This window comes from Streptomyces sp. PSU-S4-23 (assembly GCF_055632315.1).
This window is the reverse complement of sequence record NZ_JBVMUU010000002.1, coordinates 6,699,195-6,726,166: the sequence shown is the minus strand read 5'-3', so window position 1 is coordinate 6,726,166 and position 26,972 is coordinate 6,699,195. Positions and strand designations below refer to the sequence as shown.

Annotated in this window: 18 protein-coding genes; 5 read left to right on the top strand and 13 right to left on the bottom strand. The window is 70.0% G+C overall.

Annotation, left to right across the window (positions count from 1 at the left end):
- Positions 1–336 precede the first annotated feature (336 nt).
- Both ACZ79I_RS30555 and ACZ79I_RS30550 read left to right on the top strand, forming a co-directional pair.
- Complete coding sequence (locus ACZ79I_RS30555; protein WP_471501454.1) at positions 337–1,554, top strand: thiolase family protein; 1,218 nt, start codon at positions 337–339, stop codon at positions 1,552–1,554.
- A complete protein-coding gene (locus ACZ79I_RS30550; protein ID WP_471501452.1) occupies positions 1,551–3,680 on the top strand; it encodes a 3-hydroxyacyl-CoA dehydrogenase NAD-binding domain-containing protein in 2,130 nt (709 codons plus the stop codon). The genes ACZ79I_RS30555 and ACZ79I_RS30550 overlap by 4 nt, the downstream gene beginning before the upstream one ends.
- Positions 3,681–3,738: 58 nt before the next feature.
- Here the strand turns inward: ACZ79I_RS30550 and ACZ79I_RS30545 are convergent, their stop codons facing one another.
- Positions 3,739–4,752, bottom strand: coding sequence for a hypothetical protein (locus tag ACZ79I_RS30545; RefSeq protein ID WP_471501450.1), 1,014 nt, complete (start codon positions 4,750–4,752; stop codon positions 3,739–3,741).
- A gap of 65 nt (positions 4,753–4,817) precedes the next feature.
- Between ACZ79I_RS30545 and ACZ79I_RS30540 the strand changes: the two genes are divergently transcribed.
- Positions 4,818–5,189, top strand: a complete 372-nt coding sequence (locus ACZ79I_RS30540) for a PIN domain-containing protein (protein ID WP_471501448.1) — start codon at positions 4,818–4,820, stop codon at positions 5,187–5,189.
- Positions 5,190–5,244: 55 nt separating this feature from the next.
- Here ACZ79I_RS30540 and ACZ79I_RS30535 read toward each other — a convergent pair whose 3' ends face one another.
- From ACZ79I_RS30535 to ngcE, 10 genes are all read right to left on the bottom strand, one after another.
- Complete coding sequence (locus ACZ79I_RS30535; RefSeq protein WP_471501446.1) at positions 5,245–6,768, bottom strand: amino acid permease; 1,524 nt, start codon at positions 6,766–6,768, stop codon at positions 5,245–5,247.
- A gap of 149 nt (positions 6,769–6,917) precedes the next feature.
- Complete coding sequence (gene dxs / locus ACZ79I_RS30530; protein WP_471501444.1) at positions 6,918–8,840, bottom strand: 1-deoxy-D-xylulose-5-phosphate synthase; 1,923 nt, start codon at positions 8,838–8,840, stop codon at positions 6,918–6,920.
- Between the two features lie 843 nt (positions 8,841–9,683).
- Entirely contained in the window at positions 9,684–10,979 is a 1,296-nt protein-coding gene (locus tag ACZ79I_RS30525; protein WP_471501442.1) for a sugar ABC transporter permease, read from the bottom strand.
- Positions 10,976–11,767: an ATP-binding cassette domain-containing protein gene (locus ACZ79I_RS30520; protein WP_471501440.1), complete on the bottom strand. Its 792-nt coding sequence runs from the start codon at positions 11,765–11,767 to the stop codon at positions 10,976–10,978. Before ACZ79I_RS30520 ends, ACZ79I_RS30525 begins: the two co-directional genes overlap by 4 nt.
- A gap of 178 nt (positions 11,768–11,945) precedes the next feature.
- Entirely contained in the window at positions 11,946–13,046 is a 1,101-nt protein-coding gene (locus ACZ79I_RS30515) for a substrate-binding domain-containing protein (RefSeq protein ID WP_471505316.1), read from the bottom strand.
- A 133-nt stretch (positions 13,047–13,179) separates the two neighbouring features.
- Positions 13,180–14,379, bottom strand: coding sequence for an ROK family transcriptional regulator (locus ACZ79I_RS30510; RefSeq protein ID WP_381081197.1), 1,200 nt, complete (start codon positions 14,377–14,379; stop codon positions 13,180–13,182).
- A gap of 296 nt (positions 14,380–14,675) precedes the next feature.
- A complete protein-coding gene (locus ACZ79I_RS30505; RefSeq protein WP_471501438.1) occupies positions 14,676–14,975 on the bottom strand; it encodes a hypothetical protein in 300 nt (99 codons plus the stop codon).
- Positions 14,976–15,069: 94 nt separating this feature from the next.
- Entirely contained in the window at positions 15,070–16,005 is a 936-nt protein-coding gene (locus ACZ79I_RS30500; protein ID WP_471501436.1) for a carbohydrate ABC transporter permease, read from the bottom strand.
- 15 nt (positions 16,006–16,020) lie between these two features.
- Positions 16,021–16,956: a carbohydrate ABC transporter permease gene (locus ACZ79I_RS30495; RefSeq protein WP_471501434.1), complete on the bottom strand. Its 936-nt coding sequence runs from the start codon at positions 16,954–16,956 to the stop codon at positions 16,021–16,023.
- A 76-nt stretch (positions 16,957–17,032) separates the two neighbouring features.
- Positions 17,033–18,481 carry an N-acetylglucosamine/diacetylchitobiose ABC transporter substrate-binding protein gene (gene ngcE, locus ACZ79I_RS30490; protein ID WP_471501432.1) on the bottom strand — a complete coding sequence of 483 codons (1,449 nt, stop codon included), beginning with the start codon at positions 18,479–18,481 and terminating at the stop codon, positions 17,033–17,035.
- Between the two features lie 459 nt (positions 18,482–18,940).
- Between ngcE and ACZ79I_RS30485 the strand changes: the two genes are divergently transcribed.
- Positions 18,941–22,744 carry a GH92 family glycosyl hydrolase gene (locus tag ACZ79I_RS30485; protein WP_471501430.1) on the top strand — a complete coding sequence of 1,268 codons (3,804 nt, stop codon included), beginning with the start codon at positions 18,941–18,943 and terminating at the stop codon, positions 22,742–22,744.
- Positions 22,745–23,607: 863 nt separating this feature from the next.
- Positions 23,608–23,907, top strand: a complete 300-nt coding sequence (locus ACZ79I_RS30480) for a hypothetical protein (RefSeq protein ID WP_471501428.1) — start codon at positions 23,608–23,610, stop codon at positions 23,905–23,907.
- A gap of 63 nt (positions 23,908–23,970) precedes the next feature.
- Here the strand turns inward: ACZ79I_RS30480 and ACZ79I_RS30475 are convergent, their stop codons facing one another.
- Complete coding sequence (locus ACZ79I_RS30475) at positions 23,971–25,953, bottom strand: hypothetical protein (RefSeq protein WP_471501426.1); 1,983 nt, start codon at positions 25,951–25,953, stop codon at positions 23,971–23,973.
- The gene (locus tag ACZ79I_RS30470) at positions 25,950–26,849 is read right to left on the bottom strand and encodes a TIGR02996 domain-containing protein (protein WP_471501425.1); all 900 of its coding nucleotides are present in this window, start codon (positions 26,847–26,849) and stop codon (positions 25,950–25,952) included. Before ACZ79I_RS30470 ends, ACZ79I_RS30475 begins: the two co-directional genes overlap by 4 nt.
- Positions 26,850–26,972 lie beyond the last annotated feature (123 nt).

The window sequence follows — 26,972 nt, the reverse complement described above, 5'->3', positions numbered from 1 at the left end:
GGCGGGCGCGCCCCCGGAGGCGGGCGCGCCCCCGGAGGCGGGGCCGTCACCGCGCCCCGGCTGGCGGAGGGACGCCCGGAAGCGGAACACCGGCGTCGGGATCACGCCGGGATCCGCCGAGTGACCGGCACGACAGCGCGTCCGCGAGGGGCACGACATGCAGGGACGCGGGGGCCGCGGCGGCACGGACGCCGTCCGGCGCGACCGCCGGAGGTGTGACCTTCACCGCTTGGGGCCTCTGGACTGGGCAGCCTGGTTACTCGTAAGTAGCATAGTGCTGAGCGCGCGCTCAGCGCGTGGCAGCTGTGCCATCCCGCACCCTGGAGGAGAGCCATCGTGCCTCGTACCGTCAGGGACGTCGTCTTCGTCGACGGCGTCCGCACCCCGTTCGGCAAGGCGGGCCCGAAGGGCATCTACCACGAGACCCGCGCCGACGACCTCGTCGTGAAGGCCATCCGGGAGCTGCTGCGCCGCAACCCGGGTCTCGACCCGCACAAGATCGACGAGGTCGCCATCGCGGCGACCACCCAGATCGGCGACCAGGGCCTGACCATCGGCCGCACCGCGGGCATCCTCGCGGGCCTGCCCAAGTCCGTGCCCGGCTACTCGATCGACCGCATGTGCGCGGGCGCGATGACGGCCGTGACGACCACGGCGGGCTCCATCGCGTTCGGCGCGTACGACGCCGTCATCGCCGGTGGCGTGGAGCACATGGGCCGCCACCCGATGGGCGAGGCCGTCGACCCGAACCCGCGGTTCGTGAGCGAGAAGCTGGTCGACGAGTCCGCCCTGTTCATGGGCATGACCGCGGAGAACCTGCACGACCGCTTCCCGCAGCTGACCAAGCAGCGCGCCGACGAGTACGCCGTGCGCTCGCAGGAGAAGGCCGCCAAGGCGTACGCCAACGGCAAGATCCAGCAGGACCTGGTGCCGGTCTCCGTGCGCCGCACCGACCCGGACGGCGGCGAGACCGGCTGGGGCCTGGTCACGGCGGACGAGCCGATGCGCCCGGGCACGACCCTGGAGAACCTGGCCGGCCTCAAGACGCCGTTCCGCGTCCACGGCCGGGTCACGGCGGGCAACGCGGCCGGTCTCAACGACGGCGCCACCGCCTCGATCATCGCCTCCGAGGACTTCGCGCGGGAGAACGGCCTGCCGGTCAGGATGCGTCTGGTCTCCTACGCCTTCGTGGGCGTCGAGCCGGAGGTCATGGGCTACGGCCCGATCCCGGCGACGGAGAAGGCCCTCGCCAAGGCGGGCCTGTCCATCTCCGACATCGGCCTGTTCGAGATCAACGAGGCGTTCGCCGTCCAGGTCCTGGCCTTCCTCGACCACTACGGCATCGCCGACGACGACGAACGCGTCAACCAGTACGGCGGCGCCATCGCCTTCGGCCACCCGCTCGCCTCCTCCGGTGTCCGCCTGATGACCCAGCTGGCCCGCCAGTTCGAGGAGCAGCCGCAGGTCCGCTACGGCATGACCACCATGTGCATCGGCTTCGGCATGGGCGCGACGGTCATCTGGGAAAACCCGCACTTCGAGGGGGACAAGTGAGCACCACCGCTGAGCTGTTGAAGGGCGCGGCCGAGCTGTTCCCGGACGAGGTCGTCACCCAGGCGCACGTACGCCACTTCGACCTGCCGCTCGGGGCCGGGCGGTTCGCCCTCATCACCCTGGACAACGGCTTCGACCACACCAAGCCGACCACCTTCGGCCCGCAGTCGCTCGCGAACCTCAACTCCGCGATCGACCAGGTCGAGAAGGAGGCCGCGGCCGGCGAGATCGTCGGCGTCGGCATCACCGGCAAGCCGTTCATCTTCGCGGTCGGCGCCGATCTCAAGGGCGTCGAGCTGCTGCAGCGGCACGAGGACGCGCTGGCCATCGGCAAGGGCGGCCACGAGGTCTTCAAGCGGCTGTCGGCCCTCGCGGTCCCGACGTTCGCGTACTACAACGGCGCGGCGATGGGCGGCGGCGTCGAGGTCGGCCTGCACTGCACGTACCGCACGGTCTCGCAGGCGCTCCCGGCGTTCTCGCTCCCCGAGGTCTTCCTGGGCCTGGTCCCCGGCTGGGGCGGCTGCACCCTGCTGCCGAACCTGATCGGCGCGGACAAGGCCGTCTCGGTCATCATCGAGAACTCGCTCAACCAGAACAAGCAGCTGAGGGGCCGGCAGGTCCACGAGCTCGGCATCGCCGACGCCCTCTTCGAGGGCGCCGACTTCCTGGAGCAGTCCCTGCTGTGGACGGCGCAGGTCCTCAAGGGCGACATCGAGGTCGAGCGCCCGGTGATCGACCGCGGCGAGGCATGGGACCAGGCCGTCGAGCGCGGCCGCTTCATCGCCGACGGCAAGGTGCACGGTGCGGCCCCGGCCGCCTACCGCGCGCTGGACATCATCGCCGCGGCGAAGAACGGCGACCTGCAGCAGGGCTACGACGCCGAGGACCAGGCCCTCGCCGACCTGATCATGGGCGGGGAGCTGCGTGCCGGCATCTACGCGTTCAACCTGGTCCAGAAGCGCGGCAAGCGCCCGGCGGGTGCCCCGGACAAGAACCTGGCCCGCCCGGTCACCAAGGTCGGTGTCGTCGGCGCCGGCCTGATGGCCTCTCAGCTGGCGCTGCTCTTCCTGCGCCGCCTGGAGGTCCCGGTCGTCCTCACGGACATCGACCAGGAGCGCGTCGACAAGGGAGTGGGCTACGTCCACGCCGAGATCGACAAGCTGCTCGGCAAGGGCCGGATCAACCAGGACAAGGCCAACCGCCTCAAGGCGCTGGTCTCCGGTGTCCTGGACAAGGCCGAGGGCTTCCGTGACGCGGACTTCGTCATCGAGGCCGTGTTCGAGGAGATCGGCGTCAAGCAGCAGGTGTTCGCCGAGGTCGAGGCGGTCGCACCGGCGCACGCGATCCTGGCCACCAACACCTCCTCCCTCTCGGTGACGGAGATGGCGTCGAAGCTCAAGCACCCCGAACGGGTCGTCGGCTTCCACTTCTTCAACCCGGTCGCGGTGCTGCCGCTGCTGGAGATCGTCCGCGGCGAGCAGACCGACGACGCGTCGCTGGCCACGGCGTTCGCCGTCGCCAAGAAGCTGAAGAAGACGGCGGTGCTGGTGAAGGACGCCCCAGCGTTCGTCGTCAACCGCATCCTCACCCGCTTCATGGGCGAGATCCAGAACGTCATCGACGAGGGCACCCCGGTCGAGGTCGCCGAGAAGGCCGTCGAGCCGCTCGGTCTGCCGATGTCCCCGCTGGTGCTGCTGGAGCTGGTCGGCCCGGCGATCGGCCTGCACGTGTCCCAGACGCTGCACGGCGCCTTCCCGGACCGGTTCAAGGTCTCCCCGAACCTCAAGGCGGTCGTCGAGGCGGGCAAGCGCGGCTTCTACGTCTACGACAGCGGCAAGCCGGAGCTGGACCCGGAGGTCGCCGCGCTGCTGAAGCAGGGAGACACCGTCCTCACCGAGGAGCAGGTCCGCGCCCGGGTGCTGGACGCGGTGGCCCAGGAGATCGGCCTGATGCTCGACGAGGGCGTCGTCGCCGAGGCCCAGGACGTCGACCTCTGCCTGATCACGGGCGCCGGCTGGCCCTTCCACCTGGGCGGCATCACGCCGTACCTGGACCGCGAGGGTGTCTCCGAGCGCGTGAACGGCAGGAAGTTCCTGGCGCCGGGCATGGCGTCGGTTCCCGCGTAGGCACCGCACGCACGCGGCAGAGCCCCCGCCCGTGGCGGGGGCTCTGCCGTCGGGCCCGTCAGACCGTCTGCCAGGCCGCCAGTGCCAGCCCCGGCTCGTCCTTCTGACGGGCCAGGCGGAGCTCTCCGTCCTCGGTCAGCGACGCGGCCACGACGCGTCCCCCGGCGTCCTCGGCCACCGCCACCCGGGCACCCGCCGGCAGGTGCGGGCCCGACCCGGTCCACCAGGCACCGGACGACTCCTGTTCGGTGGGATAGGCGGCGAAGGCGACCCGTCCGTCGGCCGAGCGCTGGGAGAGCAGCGTGCAGTCATGGCCGTCGAGTGTGCAGCGAACGGCGGAGACCGGGCCGGGACCGGCGGCGGGGAGCAGGGCGACCGGCTTGCCGCCGGGGCGCCAGGCGCACAGGTCACCGGATCCGTCGGTGTAGAAGAGGGTGGTGCCGTCCGGGGACGTGGCGAGCGCGCGCAGCGTGCCCGGGCGTACCGGAACCTCCACCACCTCGTCCAGGACCGGCTGGGCCCCCGGTTCCTCCTGCCGCCAGTGCAGGATGCCGACGGGAGCGGCCGCGTACAGCTCCACGCGCCCGGACTCCCCCGTCACCGCCGCCAGATCCTCCCGGACGCCATCGCCCTTCAGGTCGCGCCACGGGTCCCAGCCGCCCGTCTCCTTCTGGGCGACCATGCTCACCCCGCCGCCCAGGTTGCGCACGAAGACATGAGCGCGCCCCTCGGCGTCGACGGCGACGGCCGGCATGCCGGTACGGTCGCCCTTCTTGTTGGGGTGGCCGACGGGGACCCAGTCCAGCGCCGCGAGATGGGGGCGGAAGTGCGTGGAGTGCACCAGACCGGACTCGCCGGGCACCGTGGGCCGCCAGGACACCAGATGGGCGTAGCCGTCGGCGCCCTGGCCGACGGCCGGCCCGGGAAGCAGCTTCTGTTCGCCGCCCACACGGCGAGGGGCCTCCCAGGGGCCACCGGGGTGGCGCTCGGCCCGGCACAGGAGGGCGTCGCCCGACGGGATGTAGACGCTGAGCCGGCCGTCACGGCCGCGGATGAACCATTCGCCGTTCACCGGTTCACTGTAAGGGCGAGGGGCCGCGCGACGGGCTGCCGCCCGGCTCGTGCCACGCTTGCCCCATGGACGAGGACGCTCCCCTGCTCACGATCGTCGACGCGGCCAACGTCGTCGGATCGGTGCCCGACGGATGGTGGCGGGACAGGAAGGGTGCCGCGGAGCGGCTGCGGGACCGGCTGGCGGTGGACGGCGTCCCCGGCCGCCCGGACCCCGTGGAGATCGTCCTCGTGGTGGAGGGCGCGGCGCGCGGTGTGGCCTCCGTGCCGGGGGTGCGGGTGGAGACGGCGTCTGGCAGCGGGGACGACCGCATCGTCGAACTGGTCGCCGCGGCCGGCGGCCGCCCCTGTCTGGTCGTCACGGCCGACCGGGAGCTGCGGCGCCGGGTGACGGAGCTGGGCGCGCAGGTCGCCGGGCCGCGCGCGGTGCGCGGCTGAGCGGCCGGCGCCCGCGCGGGGAGGGCGCGCCCGGCGCTCCGCGTGCGGCGGCTGCTCACGGCGCCCGGTTGCCCGGCGGGCCCGCCGCCCCGTCGGCCGCAGACCCCTCGCCGGGGCTCAGGACACTGTGCGAGCGCCCGTAGAGGAAGTACACGGCGAAGCCGATGACCAGCCAGACCGCGAACCGCAGCCAGGTCTCGGCGGGCAGGTTCAGCATCAGCCACAGCGAGGCGCACACCGACAGGACCGGTACCACGGGGACGAACGGGGTGCGGAAGGCGCGGTGCAGGTCGGGGCGGGTCCGACGGAGGATGATCACGCCGAGCGCGACGACGACGAAGGCGAAGAGCGTGCCGATGTTGACCAGTTCGGCGAGTTCGCTGAGGCTGGTGAAGCCGGCGACGACGGCGATGACCACGCCGAGCAGGACGGTCGGCCGGTGCGGCGTCCTGAAGCGGGGGTGGACACGGGAGAAGAAGCGGGGCAGCAGCCCGTCGCGGCTCATCGCGAAGAAGACCCGGGACTGTCCGAGCAGCAGGATCATGCAGACGACCGTGAGGCCGATGGCGGCGCCGAAGCTGATCACACCCGCGTACCAGGGGTGCCCGACGGCCTTGAACGCGTCGGCGAGCGGGGCGTCCACGGTCAGCCTGGTGTAGTGCTCCATGCCGGTGACGACGATGGACACCCCCACGTACAGCGCCGTGCAGACGAACAGGGAGCCCAGGATGCCGCGCGGCATGTCGCGCTGCGGGTTCCTGGTCTCCTCGGCCGTCGTCGCCACGATGTCGAAGCCGATGAAGGCGAAGAAGACGACGGACGCGGCGGTGAAGATGCCCATCACCCCGAAGTTGGAGGGCGCCCAGCCGAACATCAGCTGGATGAGCGGGGCCTTGAGCGTGCCGCCCGCCTCCACCGCCTGGGCCTTGGGGACGAACGGCCGGTAGTTGGCGCCCGTGACGAAGAAGGCGCCCGCCACGATCACGATCAGCACCACGGTCACCTTGATGGCGACGACGACTCCGGTGAGCCGGGCGGAGAGTTTCATGCCGAGGACGAGGACGGCGGTCAGCACCAGGACCAGCGCGGCGGCGAGGATGTCGAAGCCGAACCCACTCGCCCCGTCCCGGCCGCCGAGCGCCGCGGGCAGGTGCCAGCCCGCGTTGTCCAGCAGCGACCGGACGTAGCCGGACCAGCCGACGGCGACCACCGCCGTGCCCAGTGCGAACTCCAGGACCAGGTCCCAGCCGATGATCCAGGCCGGCAGCTCGCCGAGCGTGGCGTACGAGAACGTGTACGCGGAGCCCGCGACCGGGACCGTGGAGGCGAACTCCGCGTAGCAGAGCGCGGCCAGCGCGCAGACGACGGCGGCCACCACGAAGGCGAGGGAGACGGCGGGGCCCGCGTTCTCCTTGGCGACCTTGCCGGTCAGGACGAAGATGCCGGTGCCGATGATGACGCCGACGCCGAACACGGTCAGGTCCAGCGCGGACAGCGTCTTCCTGAGCGCGTGCCCGGGTTCCTCGGTGTCCAGGATCGACTGTTCGACCTTCTTCGTCCTGAAGAGGGTGCTGCCCACGGACTGCCTCCCACGCTCGTCGTCCCCGACATGATCGGAAGGGGGTGACGACCGTGTGCCCCGCCTCGGGCGGATTCACGCGAACGGGCCGGTTCCGCCACCGTAAAGGATGGTGGAACCGGCCCGGGGAGACCTGCCCGGCGGTCGCGTCAGTCGCAGGCGGGCTCCACCGAGTCCACCGCCGTACGGTCGAACCGGCCGTCGAGCTTCGCGACGAGCCCGGTGACCTGGCGGGCGATGTCCGGTGCGGTCAGGCCGATCTCCGCCATGACCTCCTGGCGGGAGGCGTGGTCGAGGAAGCGCGGCGGGATGCCGAAGTCGCGCAGCGGGATGTCGACGCCCGCGTCGCGCAGCGCCTGTGCGATCGCCGAACCGACGCCGCCCACACGGGAGTTGTCCTCGACCGTGACGACCACGCGGTGCCGCTCGGCGAGCGGGGCGAGCGCCTCGTCGACGGGCTTGACCCAGCGCGGGTCGACGACGGTGGCGGAGATGCCCTGCTTGTCGAGGAGGTCGGCGACGTCCAGGCACATCGGCGCGAGGGCGCCCACGGAGACGAGGAGCACGTCCGGGGTGTCGGTGCCCGCCTCGCGCAGCACGTCCATGCCGCCGACGCGGCCCACGGCCGGTACGGCGGGGCCGACGGCGCCCTTCGAGAAGCGCACGACGGTCGGGGCGTCCTCGACCGCGACGGCCTCGCGGAGTTGGGCGCGGACCTGGTCGGCGTCGCGCGGCGCGGCGAGACGCAGCCCCGGCACGACCTGGAGGATCGACATGTCCCACATGCCGTTGTGCGAGGCGCCGTCGGTGCCGGTGATGCCGGCCCGGTCGAGCACGAAGGTGACGCCGCACTTGTGCAGGGCCACGTCCATCAGCACCTGGTCGAAGGCCCGGTTGAGGAAGGTGGCGTACACGGCGAAGACGGGGTGGACGCCGCCGGTGGCGAGGCCGGCCGCGGAGACGGCGCCGTGCTGCTCGGCGATGCCGACGTCGTAGACCCGGTCCGGGAACGCCTTGGCGAACTTCTCGAGGCCGACCGGCTGGAGCATCGCGGCCGTGATGGCGACGATGTCCTCCCGCTCCCGGCCCAGCCTGACCATCTCCTCACCGAACACCGACGTCCAGTCGGCGCCGGAGGAGGCGATCGGCAGGCCCGTGTCGGGGTGGATCTTGCCGACGGCGTGGAAGCGGTCGGCCTCGTCCTGGAGGGCGGGCTGGTAGCCGCGGCCCTTCTCGGTGAGGCAGTGCACGATGACCGGCCCGCCGAACCGCTTGGCCCGGGCCAGCGCGGACTCCAGCGCCTCGATGTCATGGCCGTCGATGGGGCCGACGTACTTCAGGCCCAGGTCCTCGAACATGCCCTGCGGGGCGATGAAGTCCTTCAGGCCCTTCTTGGCGCCGTGCAGGGTCTCGTAGAGGGGCTTGCCGACGACGGGGGTCCGCTCCAGGACCTCCTTGGTGCGCGCGAGGAAGCGCTCGTACCCGTCGGTCGTCCGGAGCGTCGCGAGGTGGTTGGCCAGGCCGCCGATGGTCGGGGCATACGACCGCTCGTTGTCGTTGACGACGATGACCAGGGGGCGGTCCTTGGCGTCCGCGATGTTGTTGAGGGCCTCCCAGGCCATACCGCCGGTCAGCGCGCCGTCACCGATGACGGCGACCACGTGGCTGTCGCGCCCGTGCAGCTGGTTGGCCTTGGCGAGGCCGTCGGCCCAGCCGAGGACGGTCGAGGCGTGCGAGTTCTCGATGACGTCGTGCTCGGACTCGGCCTGTGAGGGATAGCCGGACAGGCCGCCCCTCATCTTCAGCCTGGAGAAGTCCTGACGCCCGGTGAGCAGCTTGTGCACGTAGGACTGGTGGCCGGTGTCCCACAGCACCTTGTCCTTCGGCGACTCGAAGACACGGTGCAGGGCGATGGTGAGCTCGACCACGCCGAGATTGGGGCCGAGGTGGCCGCCGGTCTTGGAGACCGCGTCCACGAGGAAGGTCCGGATCTCCTCTGCCAGCCGGTCAAGCTGCTCCAGGCTGAGCCGGTCCAGATCGCGCGGTCCCCTGATGCGGGTCAGCAGCGGCACCCGTGCCTCCTTGCAGTAGGGCTGTGTCGAGCTATTGCCGGGCCCGTCGAGTCTAATGTTCCGCCCGGGCCGATCATGGACGGCCCTCACGTTCGGGGTCATACTTTCGGCCGCCGACGAACCCGTGCCCGGCACCGTCGTCGGTGCCGGGCACGGCTCGGGCGGTCACGGCCGCGGCGCGCCGTCCGGCGGTGCGCGGCGCGGCCGCGACCGGGTGGCGCCGGGACTCGGACACGGCGGGCACGGCGTCGCCGGGCAGCCGCCGGAGCCGGCTGCGCGCCGCGGCGCTCCCCCACTCCGCTCCCCGGCGCGCAGCCGGCTCCGCAACCCCGGCCGGGCCGGACGAACGCCACTGCCGCGCGGAACCACTCCCAGCCACATGGCCACTCCCACGCAGGTCCGCGGCGCGCACCCGGCTCCGCAACCCCGGCCAGGCCGGACGGACGCCACTGCCGCCCGCGGAACGACTCCCGGGCACATGGCACTCCCACGCAGGTCCGCGGCGCGCACCCGGCTCCGCAACCCCGGCCAGGCCGGACGAACGCCACTGCCGCCCGCGGAACGACTCCCGGGCACATGGCACTCCCACGCAGGTCCGCGGCGCGCAGCCGGCTGCGCGCCGTGGACCGAGCCCGATGGCACCTGACGCATGAGGGCGCGGCCCGGACCCGCGACCGGGCGGTCGTGGGTCCGGGCCGCGCCACCCCCGTGGGGGGACTCCCGCGCGGGGCCGCGGCCCGGAAGCCGGCTGATCCGGCGTGCACGGGCCCGGCGGCCGGGCCGCGGCCGGCCCTCGCCTGCGGGCGCCCGCGCTCCTGCCCACGGGCGCCCGGCAGCGGAGCGTTATGCGCGGCCGGCCGTCTTCTGCGTCTTGCGGGTGACGGCGTCGATGACCACGGTCGCCAGCAGAACGCCACCGGTGATCATGTACTGGACCGGCGAGGCGATGCCCTCCAGGGCGAGGCCGTACTGGATCGACACGATGACCAGCACACCCAGCAGCGCGTTCCAGGTGCGCCCGCGGCCGCCGAAGAGGCTGGTGCCGCCGATGACGGCCGCCGCGATGGCGTTCATCAGCAGGTCACCGCCGCCCGCGCCCTGGTTGGCGGACGCGATCTTCGAGGCGATGAACAGACCGCCGATCGCGGCGAACGTGCCGGAGATCGCGAAGACCGAGATCCGCACCATCTCCACGTTGATACCGGCACGCCGGGACGCCTCGACGCTGCCGCCGAGCGCGAAGATCTTGCGGCCGTACGGGGTGCGGCGAAGCACGAAGTCGGTGATCAGCAGAATGCCGATGAAGATCACCACGGCCAGCGGCAGACCCTTGTACTGGTTGTAGACCACCGCGACGGCGAAGGCGACGACCGCCAGCAGCGCGGTGCGCAGGATGGTCTCGCTCAGCGGCCGGGACGGCACACCGGCGGCCTCGCGCCGCCTGTTGCCGAGGAAGGAGCTGACGAAGTACAGCACGGTGACCGCGATGGCCAGCCCGTAGGCGGCGGCCACATCGGAGAAGTAGTAGCTGGTCAGCTTGGCCACGAGGCCGTCGCTGTTCAGGTTGATCGTGCCGTTGTCGCCCAGGATCTTGAGCATGAAGCCGTTCCAGAACAGCAGACCGGCCAGCGTGACCGCGAACGCCGGCACGCCGATCTTCGCGAAGAAGAAGCCGTGGAGCGCGCCCGCGGCCGTGCCCGTGAGGATGGCCAGCACGAAGGCCATCCACTCGGTCATGCCGTGGGTGATGTTCAGGACGGCGAAGGTGGCACCCGCGACACCGGAGACCGAGCCGACCGACAGGTCGATCTCGCCGAGCAGCAGCACGAAGACGATGCCGACGGCGATCATGCCCGTGCCGACCATGGCGACGGAGATGTCGGAGAGGTTGCCCGCGGTGAGGAAGTTGGAGTTCAGGCTCTGGAAGATGATCCAGATGACGGCCAGGCCGATGACGACCGGCATGGATCCCAGGTCGCCGGCCTTCATCTTGCGCTTGAACTCGGTGAGGTAGCCCGCGAAGCCGCGTTCACGTACCAGCAGCCGCGGGTCGACGGCGACATCGGCGCCGGTGGCCGCCTCGGGGTTCTCCACGATGTGGCTCTCGGGGGGCGTGGAGGTCTTGTCGATGCTGCTCACTTCTTGATCTCCCCATTGCTGCGCGCCGCACGACGGGTCACGGCGTTGTCCGTGGCGCCGGTGATGGCGGAGATGATCTCTTCCTGGGAGGTCGACTTGACCTCGAAGACGCCGTTGTTGCGCCCCAGACGCAGCACCGCCACCTGGTCGGCGACGGCCTTCACGTCGGCCATGTTGTGGCTGATGAGGATCACGGCGTGACCGCGTTCGCGCAGCCGCTCGACCAGGTCGAGGACCTGGGCGGTCTGCTCCACGCCGAGCGCCGCGGTGGGCTCGTCGAGGATGACCAGCTTGGGCTCGCCGAGCATGGAACGGGCGATCGCCACCGTCTGGCGCTGGCCACCGGAGAGGGAGGCGATCGGGATGCGCACGCTCGGGATGCGGATCGACAGCGTCTGGAGCAGCTCGCGGGAGCGGCGCTCCATCTCCACCTCGTCCAGGACACCGCGCTTGCGGATCTCGCGGCCCAGGAAGAGGTTGCCGACCACGTCGATGTTGTCGCACAGCGCGAGGTCCTGGTAGACCGTCGCGATGCCCAGGTGCTGAGCGTCGTTCGGCTTGCTGATCTGTACGGGCCTGCCCTCCCACTCGATGACGCCCTCATCGATGGGATGCACGCCGGCGATCGTCTTGACCAGCGTGGACTTTCCGGCGCCGTTGTCACCCACGAGGGCGACCACCTCACCGGCGTGGACCTCAAGCTCTACGTCGGTGAGCGCCTGAACGGCACCGAACCGCTTGGAGACCCCGCGCAACGCCAGCACGGGCGTAGCGGACACGTAAACCATCTCCTTCGCCGCCTGACCCGGCGGAAGGTTGCTTCAAGAAGTTTGGGAGTGTTCCGTCCGGCGCCCCGCACGAGCTTGCGGGGCTGGTGAACACGGGGCGCCGGACGAGCCTTCGTGCGCCGGCCCCGTACGGAGATTCAAGGGCGGAATTCCGTACGGGGAAAGGACGCGTAGCCGATTACTTCAGGCCGATCTTGTCGCAGGCCGCCTTGTACTGGGCGGTGCAGATGTCGGCGACCGTGTAGACGCCGTCCTTGATGACGGTGTCCTTGATGTTGTCCTTGGTCAGCGACTGGACCGGGACCAGGACCGACGGGATCTGCTTGTTGGTCGGGCTGTCGACCTTGTCCTTCGCTATCGAGTCGAGCGACTTGCCCTGGGCGAGCGCGACGGCCATCTCGGCGGCGGCGTCCGCCTCCGGGATGTACGGCTTGTAGACGCTCATGTACTGGTCACCGGTGACGATGCGCTGCACACCCGCGAGCTCCGCGTCCTGGCCGGTGACCGGGACCTTGATGCCCGCGGCCTTCAGGGCGGTGATGATACCGCCGGCCATGCCGTCGTTGGCGGAGTAGACGCCGATGATGTTCTTCTTGCCGAGGGCGGAGATGGCGCCCTCCATGTTGGCGTTGGCGTTCTCCGGCTTCCACTCCTTGGTGTCGTACTCCTTGCCGACGTTGACCTTGCCGTCGAGCACGGAGTGGGCGCCCTGCTTGAACTGCGCGGCGTTCGGGTCGGTGGAGGACCCGTTCATCATCACGATCTTGCCGGACTTGGCCTTGGAGCCGAGGGCCGCGAGGAGGGCCTCGCCCTGCGTCTTGCCGACGGTGACGTTGTCGAACGAGGTGTAGGCGTCGATCGGGCCCTGGGCGAGGCGGTCGTAGGCGACGACCGGGATGCCGGCGTCCTTGGCCTTCTGCACCGAGCCCTTGATGGCGGCGGCGTCGACCGCGTCCACGATCAGGACGTCCACCTTGTTGGTGATCATGGAGTCGACCTGCTGGTTCTGCGTGGTCGCGTCCTGCTTGGCGTTGGCGTAGACGATCTCGCCCTTGTTGTTCGTCAGCTCCTTGATCTTCTTCTCGATCAGCGGGCGGTCGAACTTCTCGTAGCGGGCCGTCTGGTTCTCGGGAAGGAGCAGACCGACCTTGATGTCGTCGCCCTTCTTCTTGGCGCCCGAGGACGAGGAGGAGCCCCCACCGGACTCCTTGGCGCTGCCACAGGCAGCCAGCGTGACGGCCATCGCGCCAGCGGCAACGGCAACGGCGGCACGACGCATGCGCATGTTCACTTCACAAACCTCCCTGACGAGGCCGCGTCGTTGCGGCCGAGGTGGCTGGAAGTCAACTCGGCCACACGTGCGACGTCAAGAAGTAAATCCTTAACGAGATGGCAACGGTGCCATCCGTTCTCTAAGTGAAGGCAGGGGCCGCCGCGGGAAGCGTGCCGTCCAAAAGGGTTGAATCACCCATCTCGCTGAGTGCGAGAGCAAGCGCCCCGAGCACCTCCGCACGGCCTCCGAGCGCCCCTGGCAACACCGAGAGCTGACGTGCGGCACTGGGGATCGCGTACCGGCCGACCGACTCCCTGATGGGCCCCAGAACCAGTTCCCCGGCCTCGGCGAGATCACCGCCCAGGACCACTCGGCTCGGGTTCAGCAGATTGCAGAGATTGGCGACTCCACTGCCGATGTGGCGGCCGACGTCGGCGATCACCCGACGACAGCCCGGATCACCGTCCCGCGCCAGCCTGACCACGCCCTCCATGGTCAGATCGGTGCCGTGGCTGGACTGGAGCAGCGGCAGGACGTAGCGCGCCGCCGCGAAGGTCTCCAGACAGCCCCGGTTGCCGCAGCGGCACACGGGGCCGGATTCATCAAGAGTAATATGCCCGATTTCTCCTGCGGTGCCACCGGGGCCGCGGTAGATCTTGCCGTCGATCACCAGTCCGGCGCCGACACCGCTGGCGACCTTGATGTACGCCAGGTCCTTGACCCCGCGGCCGCTGCCCCAGACCAGCTCGCCGAGCGCGCCGAGGTTGGCGTCGTTGTCCACGTACACCGGCACGCCGAGCCGCCCCCGCAGCTCCTCGGCGGGCTTGGCGCCGGTCCAGCCCGGCAGGATGGCGGTGGAGCCCAGCGTGCCCGACTCCACATCGATCGGGCCGGGCACACCGAGGCCCACGCCCGCGATCTTCGACCGGTCCACCCCGGTCGCCTCGATCAGCCTGCTGACCAGTTCCTCCGCCCGGTCGAAGCCCTGCGCCGCGGAGGCGTCCACATCCAGCGGCTCGGACTCCTCGGCGAGCACCTGATGGGCGAGGTTCCCGATCGCGACGCGCAAATGGGTGTGCCCGAAGTCGACACCGATGACGATGCCGGCGTCGCCGCTGAGGGAGACGCTGCGCGCCCGGCGGCCGCCCGCCGACGTGGGTGTGACCTCGACGGTCCCGCCTTCCTTCAGCTCCCGCACGATGTTGGAGACCGTGGCCGCGGACAGACCCGTCGCCCTCGCGATCTCCGCCTGTGTGAGCGACCCGGCAAGACGCACCGCGCGCACGACGCGCTCCAGATTTGCTCGGTGCAGCGACGACTGCGACCCCGGAGTCTCCATCGACCCATCCACTCCTGCCTCCAGCACCGGCGGCCACGTTGCCGCCCGTGTGACCCGGATCACGGCATGGAACCGGGTCACTTACAAGTTATGAACTCCAAGCTCCGCTGAACGGGTTACCGCAGTCAAGACCTTGAGGGAAATCGAGGGAGAACAGCGACGCGATCATGCGAACGCCGGCGCCCTCCCCGTTCACAGGAAGGACGCCGGCGGGCGTGATCGCAGACTCGTTCGGGCTTGCTACGGGGCCACGGGGGCGCCGTCGTACCGGGCCTGTGCCGGCCCGCGGGCCCGGTCTACCTGACCGGGCCTTCGTCTTCTTCCCCCGGCAGTTCGTCGGGCCGGTCCAGGATGGCCTCCCGGGTGTACCGGGGGTGCCCTGGGGGCGGGGCCGCCACCCCGGGGGCCATGAGTTCGGTCAGCAGCCCGCTCAGGTCGTCCGTGGACAGCGCCAGGCCCAGCGTCTGCACGATGCGCAGCGCACAGTCGCGGACGGCCTGGGCGTCCTTCCCGGGCGCCGCCGTGCTTCTGATCTCGTCGCACACCCGGCTGAACTGCTCAGGGCTGATCGTCGGCCGGCCCACCGGTTGCCCCATGGTGCGCTCCTCCCGGAAGAGCGGGCCGTTCCACCCGCTCTTCCAGAAAGCGCCCGGCACACCCCGACGGCAACCGGAGAGAGCGGCCGCGCGGCTACTTCAGCGTCGCCGAGGTCAGACCGGCCTGCACCTGACGCTGGAAGGACAGGTAGACCACCAGCATCGGGATCATCGCGATGGTCACGCCTGCGAACAGAACGGGGAGGTCGGAGGCGTACCCCTGCTGTTGCTGGAGCTGGATGAGGCCCTGGGTGAGGACGTAGCGCTCGGGGTCCGAGCCGCTCTGCGGCTGCATCAGGACCGTCGGCAGGATGAACTGGTTCCACTGACCCAGCGTGTTGAAGATCCCGACGCTGATCAGACCCGGCTTCGCCATCGGCAGCATCACCTGGAAGAAGGTCCGGGTGTGCGAGGCCCCGTCCAGGATGGCCGCCTCGAAGACCGCCGTCGGCAGCGTCCGGAAGAAGGCGTGCATGAAGAACACGGTGAACGGCATCGAGTACGCGATGTAGACCAGGACCAGCCCCTGGTAGGTGTTCAGCATGTCCAGCCGCTTGACCATGAAGAACAGCGGGACCAGGGCCAGGAAGACGGGGAACATCGCGCCCGCGACGAAGAAGTAGTAAAGGAGCCGGTTGCCCCAGAACCGGTAGCGGGCGAGCACGTACGCGGCCATCGAGCCGAACAGCATCGTCAGCGGCACGGAGAACGCCAGCACGATGACGGTGTTCAGGAAGTAGTCGCCGATGCCCTTGTCCCAGGCGCGGCGGAACACGTCGAAGGACCACGCCTGCGGCCAGCCGAAGGCCGAGCCGCCGATCTGCGCGTCGGTCTTGAACGAACTGATCACCAGCCACAGCAGGGGCAGCACGATCAGCAGCGCCCACACGGCGAGGAAGCCGTGCGAGAAGACGTTCAGGACGACGCCCTCGCTGCGCCGGTCACCGGGGCGGGCCGGGGCCGTGCCGGCCGAGGGCTGCGGGGGGACGGTGCCGCCGGTGGCGGCCGTTTCCTTCAGGGGTGCGCTCATCGTCGTCTCTCCCGCTCAGAATTCGATGCGCTCGCGGCGGGTGGCGCGCAGCGTGACCACGGACAGGATCAGGGTGAGCAGCAGCATGACGACGCCCATGGCGCAGGCGTAGCCGCTCTTCCCGTAGTAGAGGAAGTTGCGCATCATCACGGTGGACATGACATCGCTGTGGTGATCGGGCCCGCCTCCGTAGGCGCCCATGTTCTGGGTCATGGAGGAGACCAGGACGAACATGTCCATGGCCACGATGCCCAGGTACACCCATGCCGTCTGCACGGTGTCCCACAGCAGCGGCAGGGTGATGCGGAAGAAGGACTGGGAGCGGCCCGCGCCGTCGATGAGGGCCGCCTCGTAGACGTCCTTCGGGATGGACTGCATGGCGGCCGAGAACAGCACCAGATAGAAACCGACGCCGTGCCAGACCACGACCAGGATCAGCGCCCACAGCACCATGTTCGGCTCGTTGAGCCATTCGACGGGATTGTTCGCGTCGACCAGGCCGAGCTTGATCAGGAAGCCGTTGAGCAGACCTCCGCCGTCACTGCGGTAGACCGCGTTGAACAGCACGGCCAGAATCGCCAGCGACAGGACCTGCGGAAAGAAATAGATGATCTTGTAGAGCTTCGATCCGGCCACGCCCTGGACACCGCCGGCCCGGCTGCGCCCGCCCGCGTTCACCATGAAGGCGAAGAACAGGGCGAGCAGAATGGTGATCACCGGGATGAAGACCAGGAACAGGATGTTGTGCCAGATGGCCTGGAGGAAGACATCGTCCTGGAACAGCGCCCGGTAGTTGTCCAGGCCGACGAACGAGAAGGTCTGCGACTGGCCCTTCCAGTCGGTCAGCGAATAGCCGAACGTCTGGATGTACGGCCAGATGACGAAGATCAGGTAGAGCGCCACGGGCACGAAGAGAAATCCCGCGACGAACCTGTACTGCCCTTTGCGCATGGCGTTCCTGCCCCTGGTGTGCCCCTCCGGGCCGGACGCTCACGTCCGGCCCGGAACGCGGTCGGTCGAGCGAGCCTCAGTCGTGGTGGTTCTTCTTGCTGGCCGGGTCCTTGGCCTGCTTGTCGACCGCGGCCTGGCAGCGCTTCAGCCATTCCTTGGGCTGGATGCGCTTGGCCATCAGCTCGTTGGAGGCGTTCTGGAGAGCGGTGTCCATCTCGCTGTACCAGTCGGGGTAGAGGTAGCGGAAGGTGTTGGAGCCCGCGGCCTTGGACGCCTCGACCGTGGACTGCGTGCCCGGGCGCAGTGTCACGCTGGAGTCGACGCCGTCCTTGAGGATGGTCAGCGAGTTGGCCTGCTTGGCGAACAGCGTCGACCACTCCTTGGAGAGCATGCGGCGCATGAACTCCTTTGCCGCGGGCAGGTTCTTCGCCTTCGCGGGGATGATGAAGGGCTCGCCGGAGCCGGCGCGGATCGCCTCGAAGGGCATCTTGCTGCCGGCCAGCAGCGGCATCGGCAGGAACTTCATGTCGAAGTCGGACGGGGTCTGCTTGAGCTGCTCGTTCTCCAGCCAGGAGCCGCAGGTGATGAAGGCGGCCTTGTACTGGTTCCAGCGGGTCTGCGACTCGGTATGGGTGAGGCCGTTGGTGCCGGGCATCAGCAGGCCCTTCTCCACGACCTCGTAGACCGCCTCGATGCCCGCCTGCGCGGCGTCGGACCCGACGAACGCCTTCGGGTCGAGGTTGTCGATCGCCTTCACGGCGTCGATGCCGCCCTTCTTGGCGATCATGTCCATGATGGCGACATTGATGTAGTACGGGTACTTGCCCTGGTGGGCGAGGCCGCCGATGCCCTGCGACTTGGCGTCCTTGCAGATGGCGAGGAAGTCGTCCCAGGTCTTGGGCGCCGTCCAGCCCTTCTCCTTGAAAAGCTTGCCGGAGTACCACAGGCCCCACACCGTGTAGATGTAGTTGAGGGCGACGACCTTGCCCTCCTGGACGCCCGGGTCGAGGGTTCCGGGGATGAGGGTGTCGCGGACCTTCTTGGCCGGGTCGTCGACGGACGGCGCGTCGAGGACCTCGGCGAGGTCGAGCAGCTGGCCGTTCTTGTACAGCACGTCGACCTTGATCTGCTGGGCGCCGGAGTCGTCCACGATGTCCGGCGGGTTGCCGGCGTTGAAGCGCGGCTGCAGTTTGCCGGTGATCTCCTGGGTGCCGGTGTGGGTGGAGGTGATGCCGAGCTGCTTCTGGTAGTCGGCCTCCCACGCCTTGGCGTAGTCGTCGCCGTAACCGCCCTTGAAGATGACGACGTCGAGCTTGCCCCCCTTGGCCACACCGAAGGGGTTCGTCTTCGACGTCTTCCCCTGGGTCCCGTTGTTGCTGGAGTTGTCGCCCCCGCCCCCGCTGGCACACGCCGACAGGAAGCCCATCGCGGGGACGGAGATCAGACCGAGCGCGGCGGACCGCTTGATCAGATCGCGGCGGCCTACGCCCTCGGGGGTGGTGTTCGCTCCGGAAGTGGATCCCATGCTCAAGTCCTCGCCTTCTCCAGGACTCAGGCGGTGAACCGGATCCTCCCGGCACCGCGGTGATGGTGAAGCTGGGGTCGTGCACGAGGGATTCGGTGGAACGGCACGGCAGTCGGTCGTGCCCGAAACGGTGCGCCGCCTCCCGAATTCCCCCCGGTCGTGCCTGTCCACAGCCGCCGTACCGCTTGGTGACGGCTGCCCGGACGCCGACAGGTATAGTCCACTTCCCGCCAACGGAGCAAGATCGAATGCAAGGTTGGCGGTTTGCTTTTCCGAGTTGAGACCTCGCGGAAATACGGGATGTCAGTACGGCCCCCGAACGGGATATCCACCGCATAGGGCCCGAATGCCACGCTCAACACCCTTGACATCACTGGCCACTTGACCACCTACTGGTCCTTGCGCGATGAAGTGACAACGTTGTCCATTTCCTTTACGGCGCAGGGAGGGTGCTCGCGCATGCAGCACAGATCTCGGCACAGATGGTCTCCTACGGCGGTCGTGGCAACGGCCGCCTTCGCGTTGCTGGTGGCCGGGCAGGGCGCGGCAGAGGGACTGCCCGCCCGACCGGCGGCCGTCGACCGGGAGTTCGCCTCCTCGTTCGAGCCGGACGATCCGCCCCCGACATGGCTGAACACGGTGGACACGGCAGCGGACGGCACGAAGCGGGCGTCCGGCGTAGACGGAGGGTACACCACGGGCATTCCGGGCAATGTGACCGACGAGGTCACCGATGTCCGGGCCAGCGCGGAGAACACCGGCGCCGGCGAGGTCAAGGAGAACCTGGTCGACGGCGAGCCGGGCACCAAGTGGCTGGCCTTCGCGCCGACGGGCTGGGTGGAGTTCGACCTGGACGCACCGGTCAAGGTCGTGACGTACGCGCTCACCTCGGCCAACGACTACGCGGAGCGGGACCCGGCCGACTGGACGCTCCAGGGCTCGACGGACGGGAAGGACTGGAAGACCCTCGACACGCGCACCGGCGAATCGTTCAGCGAACGCTTCCAGACGAAATCGTACGACCTCGCCGAGCCGGGCCAGTACGCCCACTTCCGGATCGACTTCACCGAGAACCACGGCGCGGGCATACTCCAGCTCGCCGACGTGCAGTTCTCCACGGGCGACAGCTCCCAGCCCGCGCCCAGGGACATGCGCTCACTGGTGGACCGCGGCCCGAGCGGCTCCCCCACCGCCAAGGCGGGCGCCGGTTTCACCGGCAGGCGGGCGCTGCGGTACGCGGGAACGCACCGGGCGGACGGACGGGCCTACTCGTACAACAAGGTCTTCGATGTGAACGTGGGTGTCGCGCGGGACACCCGGCTGTCGTACCGGATCTTCCCGTCGATGGCGGACGGAGACCGGGACTACGACGCCACGAACGTCTCCGTGGACCTGGCCTTCACCGACGGCACCCGTCTCAGCGGCCTCGGAGCGCTGGACCAGCACGGCTTCCCGCTGAGCCCGCAGGGGCAGGGCGCGTCGAAGGCGCTGTACGTCAACCAGTGGAACAGCGTGGTCTCCCGGATCGGCTCGGTCGCGGCCGGGAAGACCGTGGACCGGATCCTGGTGGCGTACGACGCGCCGAAGGGACCGGCGCGGTTCCGGGGCTGGCTGGACGACATCTCGCTGAAGGCGGCGCCACCGCAGCGACCCGAGGCGCATCTGTCCGACTACGCGCTGACGACCCGCGGCACCAACTCCAGCGGCGCCTTCTCGCGCGGCAACACCTTCCCGGCCACGGCCCTGCCGCATGGCTTCAACTTCTGGACGCCGGTGACCAACGCGGGCTCGCTGAGCTGGCTGTACGAGTACGCAAGGGCCAACAACCCAGACAATCTGCCCACCATACAGGCGTTCAGCGCGAGCCATGAGCCGAGCCCGTGGATGGGTGACCGGCAGACGTTCCAGGTGATGCCCTCGGCCGCGTCCGGCACCCCGGACACCGGCCGCACCGCGCGGGCGCTGCCCTTCCGGCACGACAACGAGATCGCGCGTCCTTACTACTACGGCGTGACCTTCGAGAACGGCATCAAGGCGGAGATGACGCCGACGGACCACGCGGCCGTGCTGCGCTTCACCTATCCCGGAGACGACGCGAGCGTGCTCTTCGACAATGTCACGGAGCAGGCCGGGCTCACCCTCGACAAGGAGCACGGGATCGTCACCGGCTTCTCGGACGTGAAGTCCGGGCTGTCGACCGGGGCGACCCGGCTGTTCGTCTACGGCGTCTTCGACGCCCCGGTGACGGACGGCGCGTCCTCGGGGGTCAAGGGGTATCTGCGGCTGCGGCCGGGCGCCGGCCACACGGTCACCCTCCGGCTCGCCACCTCGCTCATCGGCATCGACCAGGCCAAGGACAATCTGCGCCGGGAGATCCCGGACGGGACGTCCTTCGACACGGTGAAGGCGCACGCACAGCGCGCCTGGGACCGGCTGCTGGGGCGGATCGAGGTGGAGGGCGCCACGGCGGATCAGCTCACGACGCTCTACTCCTCGCTCTACCGGCTGTACCTGTACCCCAACTCGGGTTTCGAGAAGGTGGGATCGGCATACCGGTACGCGTCGCCCTTCTCCCCGATGACGGGCCCCGACACACCCACCCACACCGGGGCCAAGATCGTCGACGGCAAGGTCTACGTCAACAACGGCTTCTGGGACACCTACCGCACGACCTGGCCCGCCTACTCCTTCCTCACCCCGGGCCAGGCGGGCGAGCTGGTCGACGGCTTCGTGCAGCAGTACAAGGACGGCGGCTGGACCTCGCGCTGGTCGTCGCCCGGCTACGCGGACCTGATGACGGGCACCTCGTCGGACGTGGCGTTCGCGGACGCCTATGTGAAGGGCGTGAAGTTCGACGCCGAGGCCGCCTACGACGCGGCGGTGAAGAACGCGACGGTCGACCCGCCGTCGTCCGGGGTCGGCCGCAAGGGCATGGCCTCCTCCCCGTTCCTCGGCTACACCACCACCGCCACCGGGGAGGGCCTGTCCTGGGCGATGGAGGGCTACGTCAACGACTACGGCATCGCCAGGATGGGGCAGGCGCTGTACGAGAAGACCGGCACGAAGCGCTACAAGGAGGAGTCGGCGTACTTCCTCAACCGCGCCCGGGACTACGTCCACCTCTTCGACGCGAAGGCCGGCTTCTTCCAGGGCCGTGACGCGCGGGGCGACTGGCGGGTGGACTCGTCGGCGTACGACCCGCGCGTGTGGGGCTACGACTACACGGAGACGAACGGCTGGGGCTACGCCTTCACGGCCCCGCAGGACAGCCGGGGCCTGGCCAACCTGTACGGCGGCCGCGCCGGGCTGGCGGACAGGCTCGACCGGTACTTCACGACGCCGGAGACGGCCTCGCCCGAGTTCGTGGGCTCCTACGGCGGTGTCATCCACGAGATGACGGAGGCGCGCGACGTCCGGATGGGCATGTACGGGCACTCCAACCAGGTGGCCCACCATGTGATCTACATGTACGACGCCGCCGGGCAGCCGTGGAAGGCGCAGGCGAAGGTCCGCGAGGCCCTCTCGCGTCTGTACACCGGCAGCGAGATCGGGCAGGGCTACCACGGCGACGAGGACAACGGCGAGCAGTCCGCCTGGTACGTGTTCTCGGCGCTGGGCTTCTACCCCCTGGTGATGGGCAGCGGCGAGTACGCCGTCGGATCGCCGCTGTTCACCAAGGCGACGGTGCACCTGGAGAACGGCAGGGACCTCGTGATCAAGGCCCCGGGGAACAGCGCGCGCAACGTCTACGTCCAGGGCCTGAAGGTGAACGGCCACCGGTGGACGTCGACGGCGCTGCCGCACGCGCTGCTCTCCCGGGGCGGGGTGCTGGAGTTCGACATGGGTCCGCGGCCGTCGGCCTGGGGCACGGGGAAGAACGCGGCACCGGCGTCGATCACGCGGGACGACAAGGTGCCCTCGCCGCGCGCCGACGTGCTGCGGGGTGAGGGTCCCCTCTTCGACGACACGTCGGCGACGGACGCGACCGTGACGAGCGTGGACCTGCCGGTCACGGGCCGCCCCCGGGCGGTGCAGTACACCCTGACCTCCTCGGCGGACCGCACGAAGGCACCGGCCGGCTGGACCGTCGAGGCGTCCCGGGACGGCACACACTGGAGGACCGTTGACCGCCGCACGGGAGAACCCTTCACCTGGGACCGGCAGACCCGGGTGTTCTCGATCCCGCGTCCCGGCGCGTACACGCACTACCGCCTGGTCCTGAACGCGGAGTCGACCCTGGCGGAGGTGGAGCTGCTGGCCTGACGGCGCCGTGGGACAAAGGGCGGGCGCGGAGATCCCTCCGCGCCCGCCCCGCTCGCGTACCGCCCGCCGCGCATCCACGGACACCCGCGCCCTCCCCGGCGGGTCAGCCAGACGGGTGAACGCCCTTGACACCGTTGTCCGTTGAGGGCGTACAGTCATCCGCGGGCCATGTTCGGCAGACCAGGTCCGACAACGTTGTCGCGTCCCATCGGACGCCCGCAAACCACGTTCCATCCGGTCCGGCCCCCTCCCCCGTGGGCCGGAACGGCTCGCGGACCGGGTGGCGCACACCCGCCACCCGGTCCGCCCCGAGCGCCTCAACCCACCTGGCAGGGAAGGCTGGTCGCCGGATCGTCACCCGGGCCCCGGACGACGCATCCGAACGTCGTGCTCTCGCCCGGATCCAGCACTCCGTTCCAGTCGGCGTTGCGCACCGTCGCGTCCGGACGTCCGGGCCCTTCGAGGAACTCGACGCGCCGTTGAGGGCCGCTACCGGGGTGCCGAGCGGGAGCGCGCCCGCGCGATCCGGGCAGGTTCCGGTCCACCGGGACCGCGAGCCAATGGGAGCGCTCCCACCCGCTGTGCGTGAAGCTAGCGCGCACAGCGCTCCCTGTAAACGTCTGACGCACAAGGGAGCGGCGGTCCCGTCGTGTTCGCACCTGCTCGGGGCAACGCCGGTGTCACGAGGGGTCACTCGTGGGGGCGGTGTCGGCCTCCCCCGGCGGCACGCGGGGCAACCCGAGTGCTCTCGTGGTCATCTACCTGTACGAACGCAACGAGCGGGGAGAGGGCGGGCTGTGCACGGTTCCGGCGCGGACGGTGGCCATGACAGGGGCACCGCCGGTTCCTGGTGGGCGGCCGCGGTGGCGAACCTTCTGATCGGGACGGTCGCGATCGTCCCGGGCGTGTGCGTCCGGTGGCTGCTGACCCGATACATACTCGCCGGCTGCGCCAACGGGCTGGGCTGCGGCAGGGGATCACCCGACAACACCGTCGGCATGGCCCTGGGCGCGGCGCTGGGCAGCGCGTTCGTCCTCGGGATGGTGCTGGTGGTGGACGTCCTCATGCCCTGGCAGGAGGGCAGACCGCTGGGCCTGTACCTGCGTCTGACGACCCTGATCCCCGCGCCCTTCGCGATCGCTCAGGCGGCCGGGTGGATCTGAGCGGTGCCGGGACGCCGTCCGACGGCCCTCGTCCCGGCACTCCCCCTCGTCCTCGGTGTCCCCCTACCCCTCGGTGTCCTCGTCCTCGGCATCGTGGTCGCCGCCGTAGTACTCGTAGTCGTAGTCGCCGAGATGGTCGTAGAGCTCGTCGACCAGCGGTGAGCGATCGGCCCACCACGGTGTCGGGTGTTCGCCCGAACCGCCCTCGACCAGTGAGGGATCGACGGCGTCCAGCCAGGGCTCGTCCGCGCCCTCCTCCAGTTCGCCCAGGTCGAGATCGGCGAGCGGGCTGATCCTGGGGACGGGGACGGTCGCCTGCCGGTGCTTCACCATCCAGGTGTTGCGGAAGAAGTCGAACTGCAGGCGGCGGCAGCCGTCCGTCTCGGAGAAGACGATCGGCGGGACGAGGAAGTGCGCCGCGCCGACGGTGGCCGCCACGCCGATGTAGTTGCCGGGGACTCCGCCGGCGTTCCAGCACGCGGCGAAGTTCACGGGGGTGAGCGACTCCTTGCCCAGCACATGGATCTGGTTGCCCCGGATCACGAACTTGTCGGGATCGAGCACCACGTCCTCGCCGAGCATCAGGATCGGCGCCGGCATGATGTGCGCCTTCGCGAAGCTCTGCGCGCGCTCGTTCAGGTCGACGATCTCATCCAGGCGTGTGGGGTCGAACCGGCCGCAGTCGTGGAACGGGCAGCACACGCCGTCCGTCAGCTCCGGCTCGGGGAACAACGCGGACTTGTCGAACGGCGCCACGGCGGACGCGCCGGCCCCGCCCCCGCTCTTCTCCCCGAGGAAGCCCGGTATCCATGTGTCGTCCTCCGCCTCGATCACGACCGATGCGCACAGGTCGCGGAAGGCGGTGTCGCCGAGCTTGCAGTTGAAGTAGTCGAGCAGCGTGATCGCGGCGCACTCGGCGAGGGAGAGCGTGTCGCTCTTCGCGAACCAGAAGTCGTAGCCGTTCGCGATGAAGTGCACACCGCGGAACTGCTTGTGGACATAGGGCTCGTGCGCGGGGCCGTGGGAGAGGCCGCCGTTCCAGTGCGCGGCGGCGACCTGGTTGTAGCAGGCGTCGGCGTGGCGGGCGAGCTCGGGGGCGAAGACGCTCTCGCCGGTCAGGTAGCACGCCTTGCTGAACAGCGCCCCGATCTCGGGGTCGTGGGTGACCTCGGGATCCTCGGCGAAGACGAGTTCGGTGCGCAGGAAGACCTTGCGGCCGTCGCGGAAGGGCGCGCCCTCGTGCTCGTAGCGCTGGTCGAAGATGACGCAGGTGAAGCTTTCGACGTCCTCGATCGACGCTCTCCCGGTCAGGTCGAGCGCGGGGTCTCCGCAGCCGCCGGTGAGGTAGAGCAGCAGCGTGTAGCGGGAGACGTGCCCGCGGGCGGCGTCGTAGTAGGGCGTGTCGCGGTGGCGGTGGAAGTTGGCGTCGCCGGGCTCGAAGCGGTTGCAGCGGAAGACGGGGTTCACGTGCGAGAAGCCGTCGAGCAACGGCTTGGGCATCGCCCCGGCGACCGCCTCGGTGAGTGCCTCGGCGAGCAGGGCCGAGTGGAAGATGAAGCGTTCGCCGCCGCGCGTGGCGGCGTTGAGCGGCGGGACGTACAGGCCCAGCGCGTCGAGACCTTCGAGGCGGGCGCGGCCCGCGTCGGGAAGCAGCAGCCGTGATGTGTAGGCGCCCCCGGTGAGCTCCACCGGCTCCGCCGGCTCGAACCGAAGCGGGGTGTCCGCGAACCAGCGGTCGAGCGGCACGATGTTCTCGAAGGTACGGAACGACAGCTCACGCGGATCGACGAAGACGGCGGCCAGGTGGGGTGCCGGCTCACTGGGCCGCGCGAACTGCTCGCGCACACCCTCGTCGATGCGCTCGGCGTCCACGAAGCGCACGGCCTTGAAGCGCGCGGTGGGGTGCCAGGAGATCGCGAGCCCGTCCAGTGTCGCGGCGGGCTCGGTGTCGGTGGCGTCGACCTCCGCGCGGTAGCGGGCGATCTCGTCCGCGTCGGCCCGCCCGGCCGACAGGGCGAAGAAGCGGTCGCGGAGTGCGGTGCTCATACGCTCCTCCAGAAGCTGCGCAGGGCCGTCGGAAGTTGCGGCGCGTGCGCCAGGGTGTGCACGCCGGCGCCGGAGACGTCCTCGCGGTAGAGCAGCAGGCGCCTGAGCGAGCCGGCGAACGGGGCCTCGGCCAGGGCCTGTGCCCCGTCCGCACCGATCCGGTTGTAGCGGAGGTCGAGCTGTTCCAGCCGCTCGAAACGGGCCAGCGCGCGCACGCCCGTGGCGGTGAGCCGGTTGGACTGGAGGTGCAGGCAGCGGACGGTGGTGAAGGCCGGGGAGGCGGCGAGGGCTGCCAGGCCGGCGTCGCCGATGCCGCAGTAGCGCAGGTCGAGCGTCTCGATCCGCCCGTGCGAGGACGCGGCGGCCAGGGCCTCGGCGCCGGGGTCGCCGATGCGGAAGTACTGGAGGCTGAGTTCGCTCAGCCCGCCGAGGTCGAGCTCCGCCAGGGCGCCGGCGTCATGGGGTGGCGGCGGCAGCGGCACACCGTCCTCGTCCCAGCCGGGCTCGTCGTTGTAGTACTCCTCGTCGGCCTCCTGCGCCTGGTCGCCAGGCCGGATGAGCAGCCCGGTCACAAAGCGGCCCCGCAACGCCTGTTCGATCAGCGCGGGCGCCTGCTCGGACCATTCGACGGCGACGCCGACGGCGAATCCGTGCCGGCGCGCCCGGACGGTCACCGCGGGCGGCAGCTCCGCGTCCCAGTTCTTCCCGTGCTCCTCGACCAGCAGATCGATCCGCCGCTTGAGCTCGTCCCGGTCGGCGGGCCTCGCGTGGGCGTGGCGTTGCTCCAGGCGGATCAACTCGCCCCGGGGATCGCCCTGTTCCCGCAACCAGTCGCCGTAGGCGCCCCACGAGGCTTCGTCGCCGGGGCGCTCGCGCAGCGTTTGTTCCAAGGCCATGACTTCCATGCGAGCCACCCTAGGGACGGCCACTGACAATCAGGCCGACGGCGTGCTCCGCCCCCCCTTCTCCGCGTGCTCCGCCCCCCCTTCTCCCGCCGAGAACGGCAGCGGGCCGCGGCC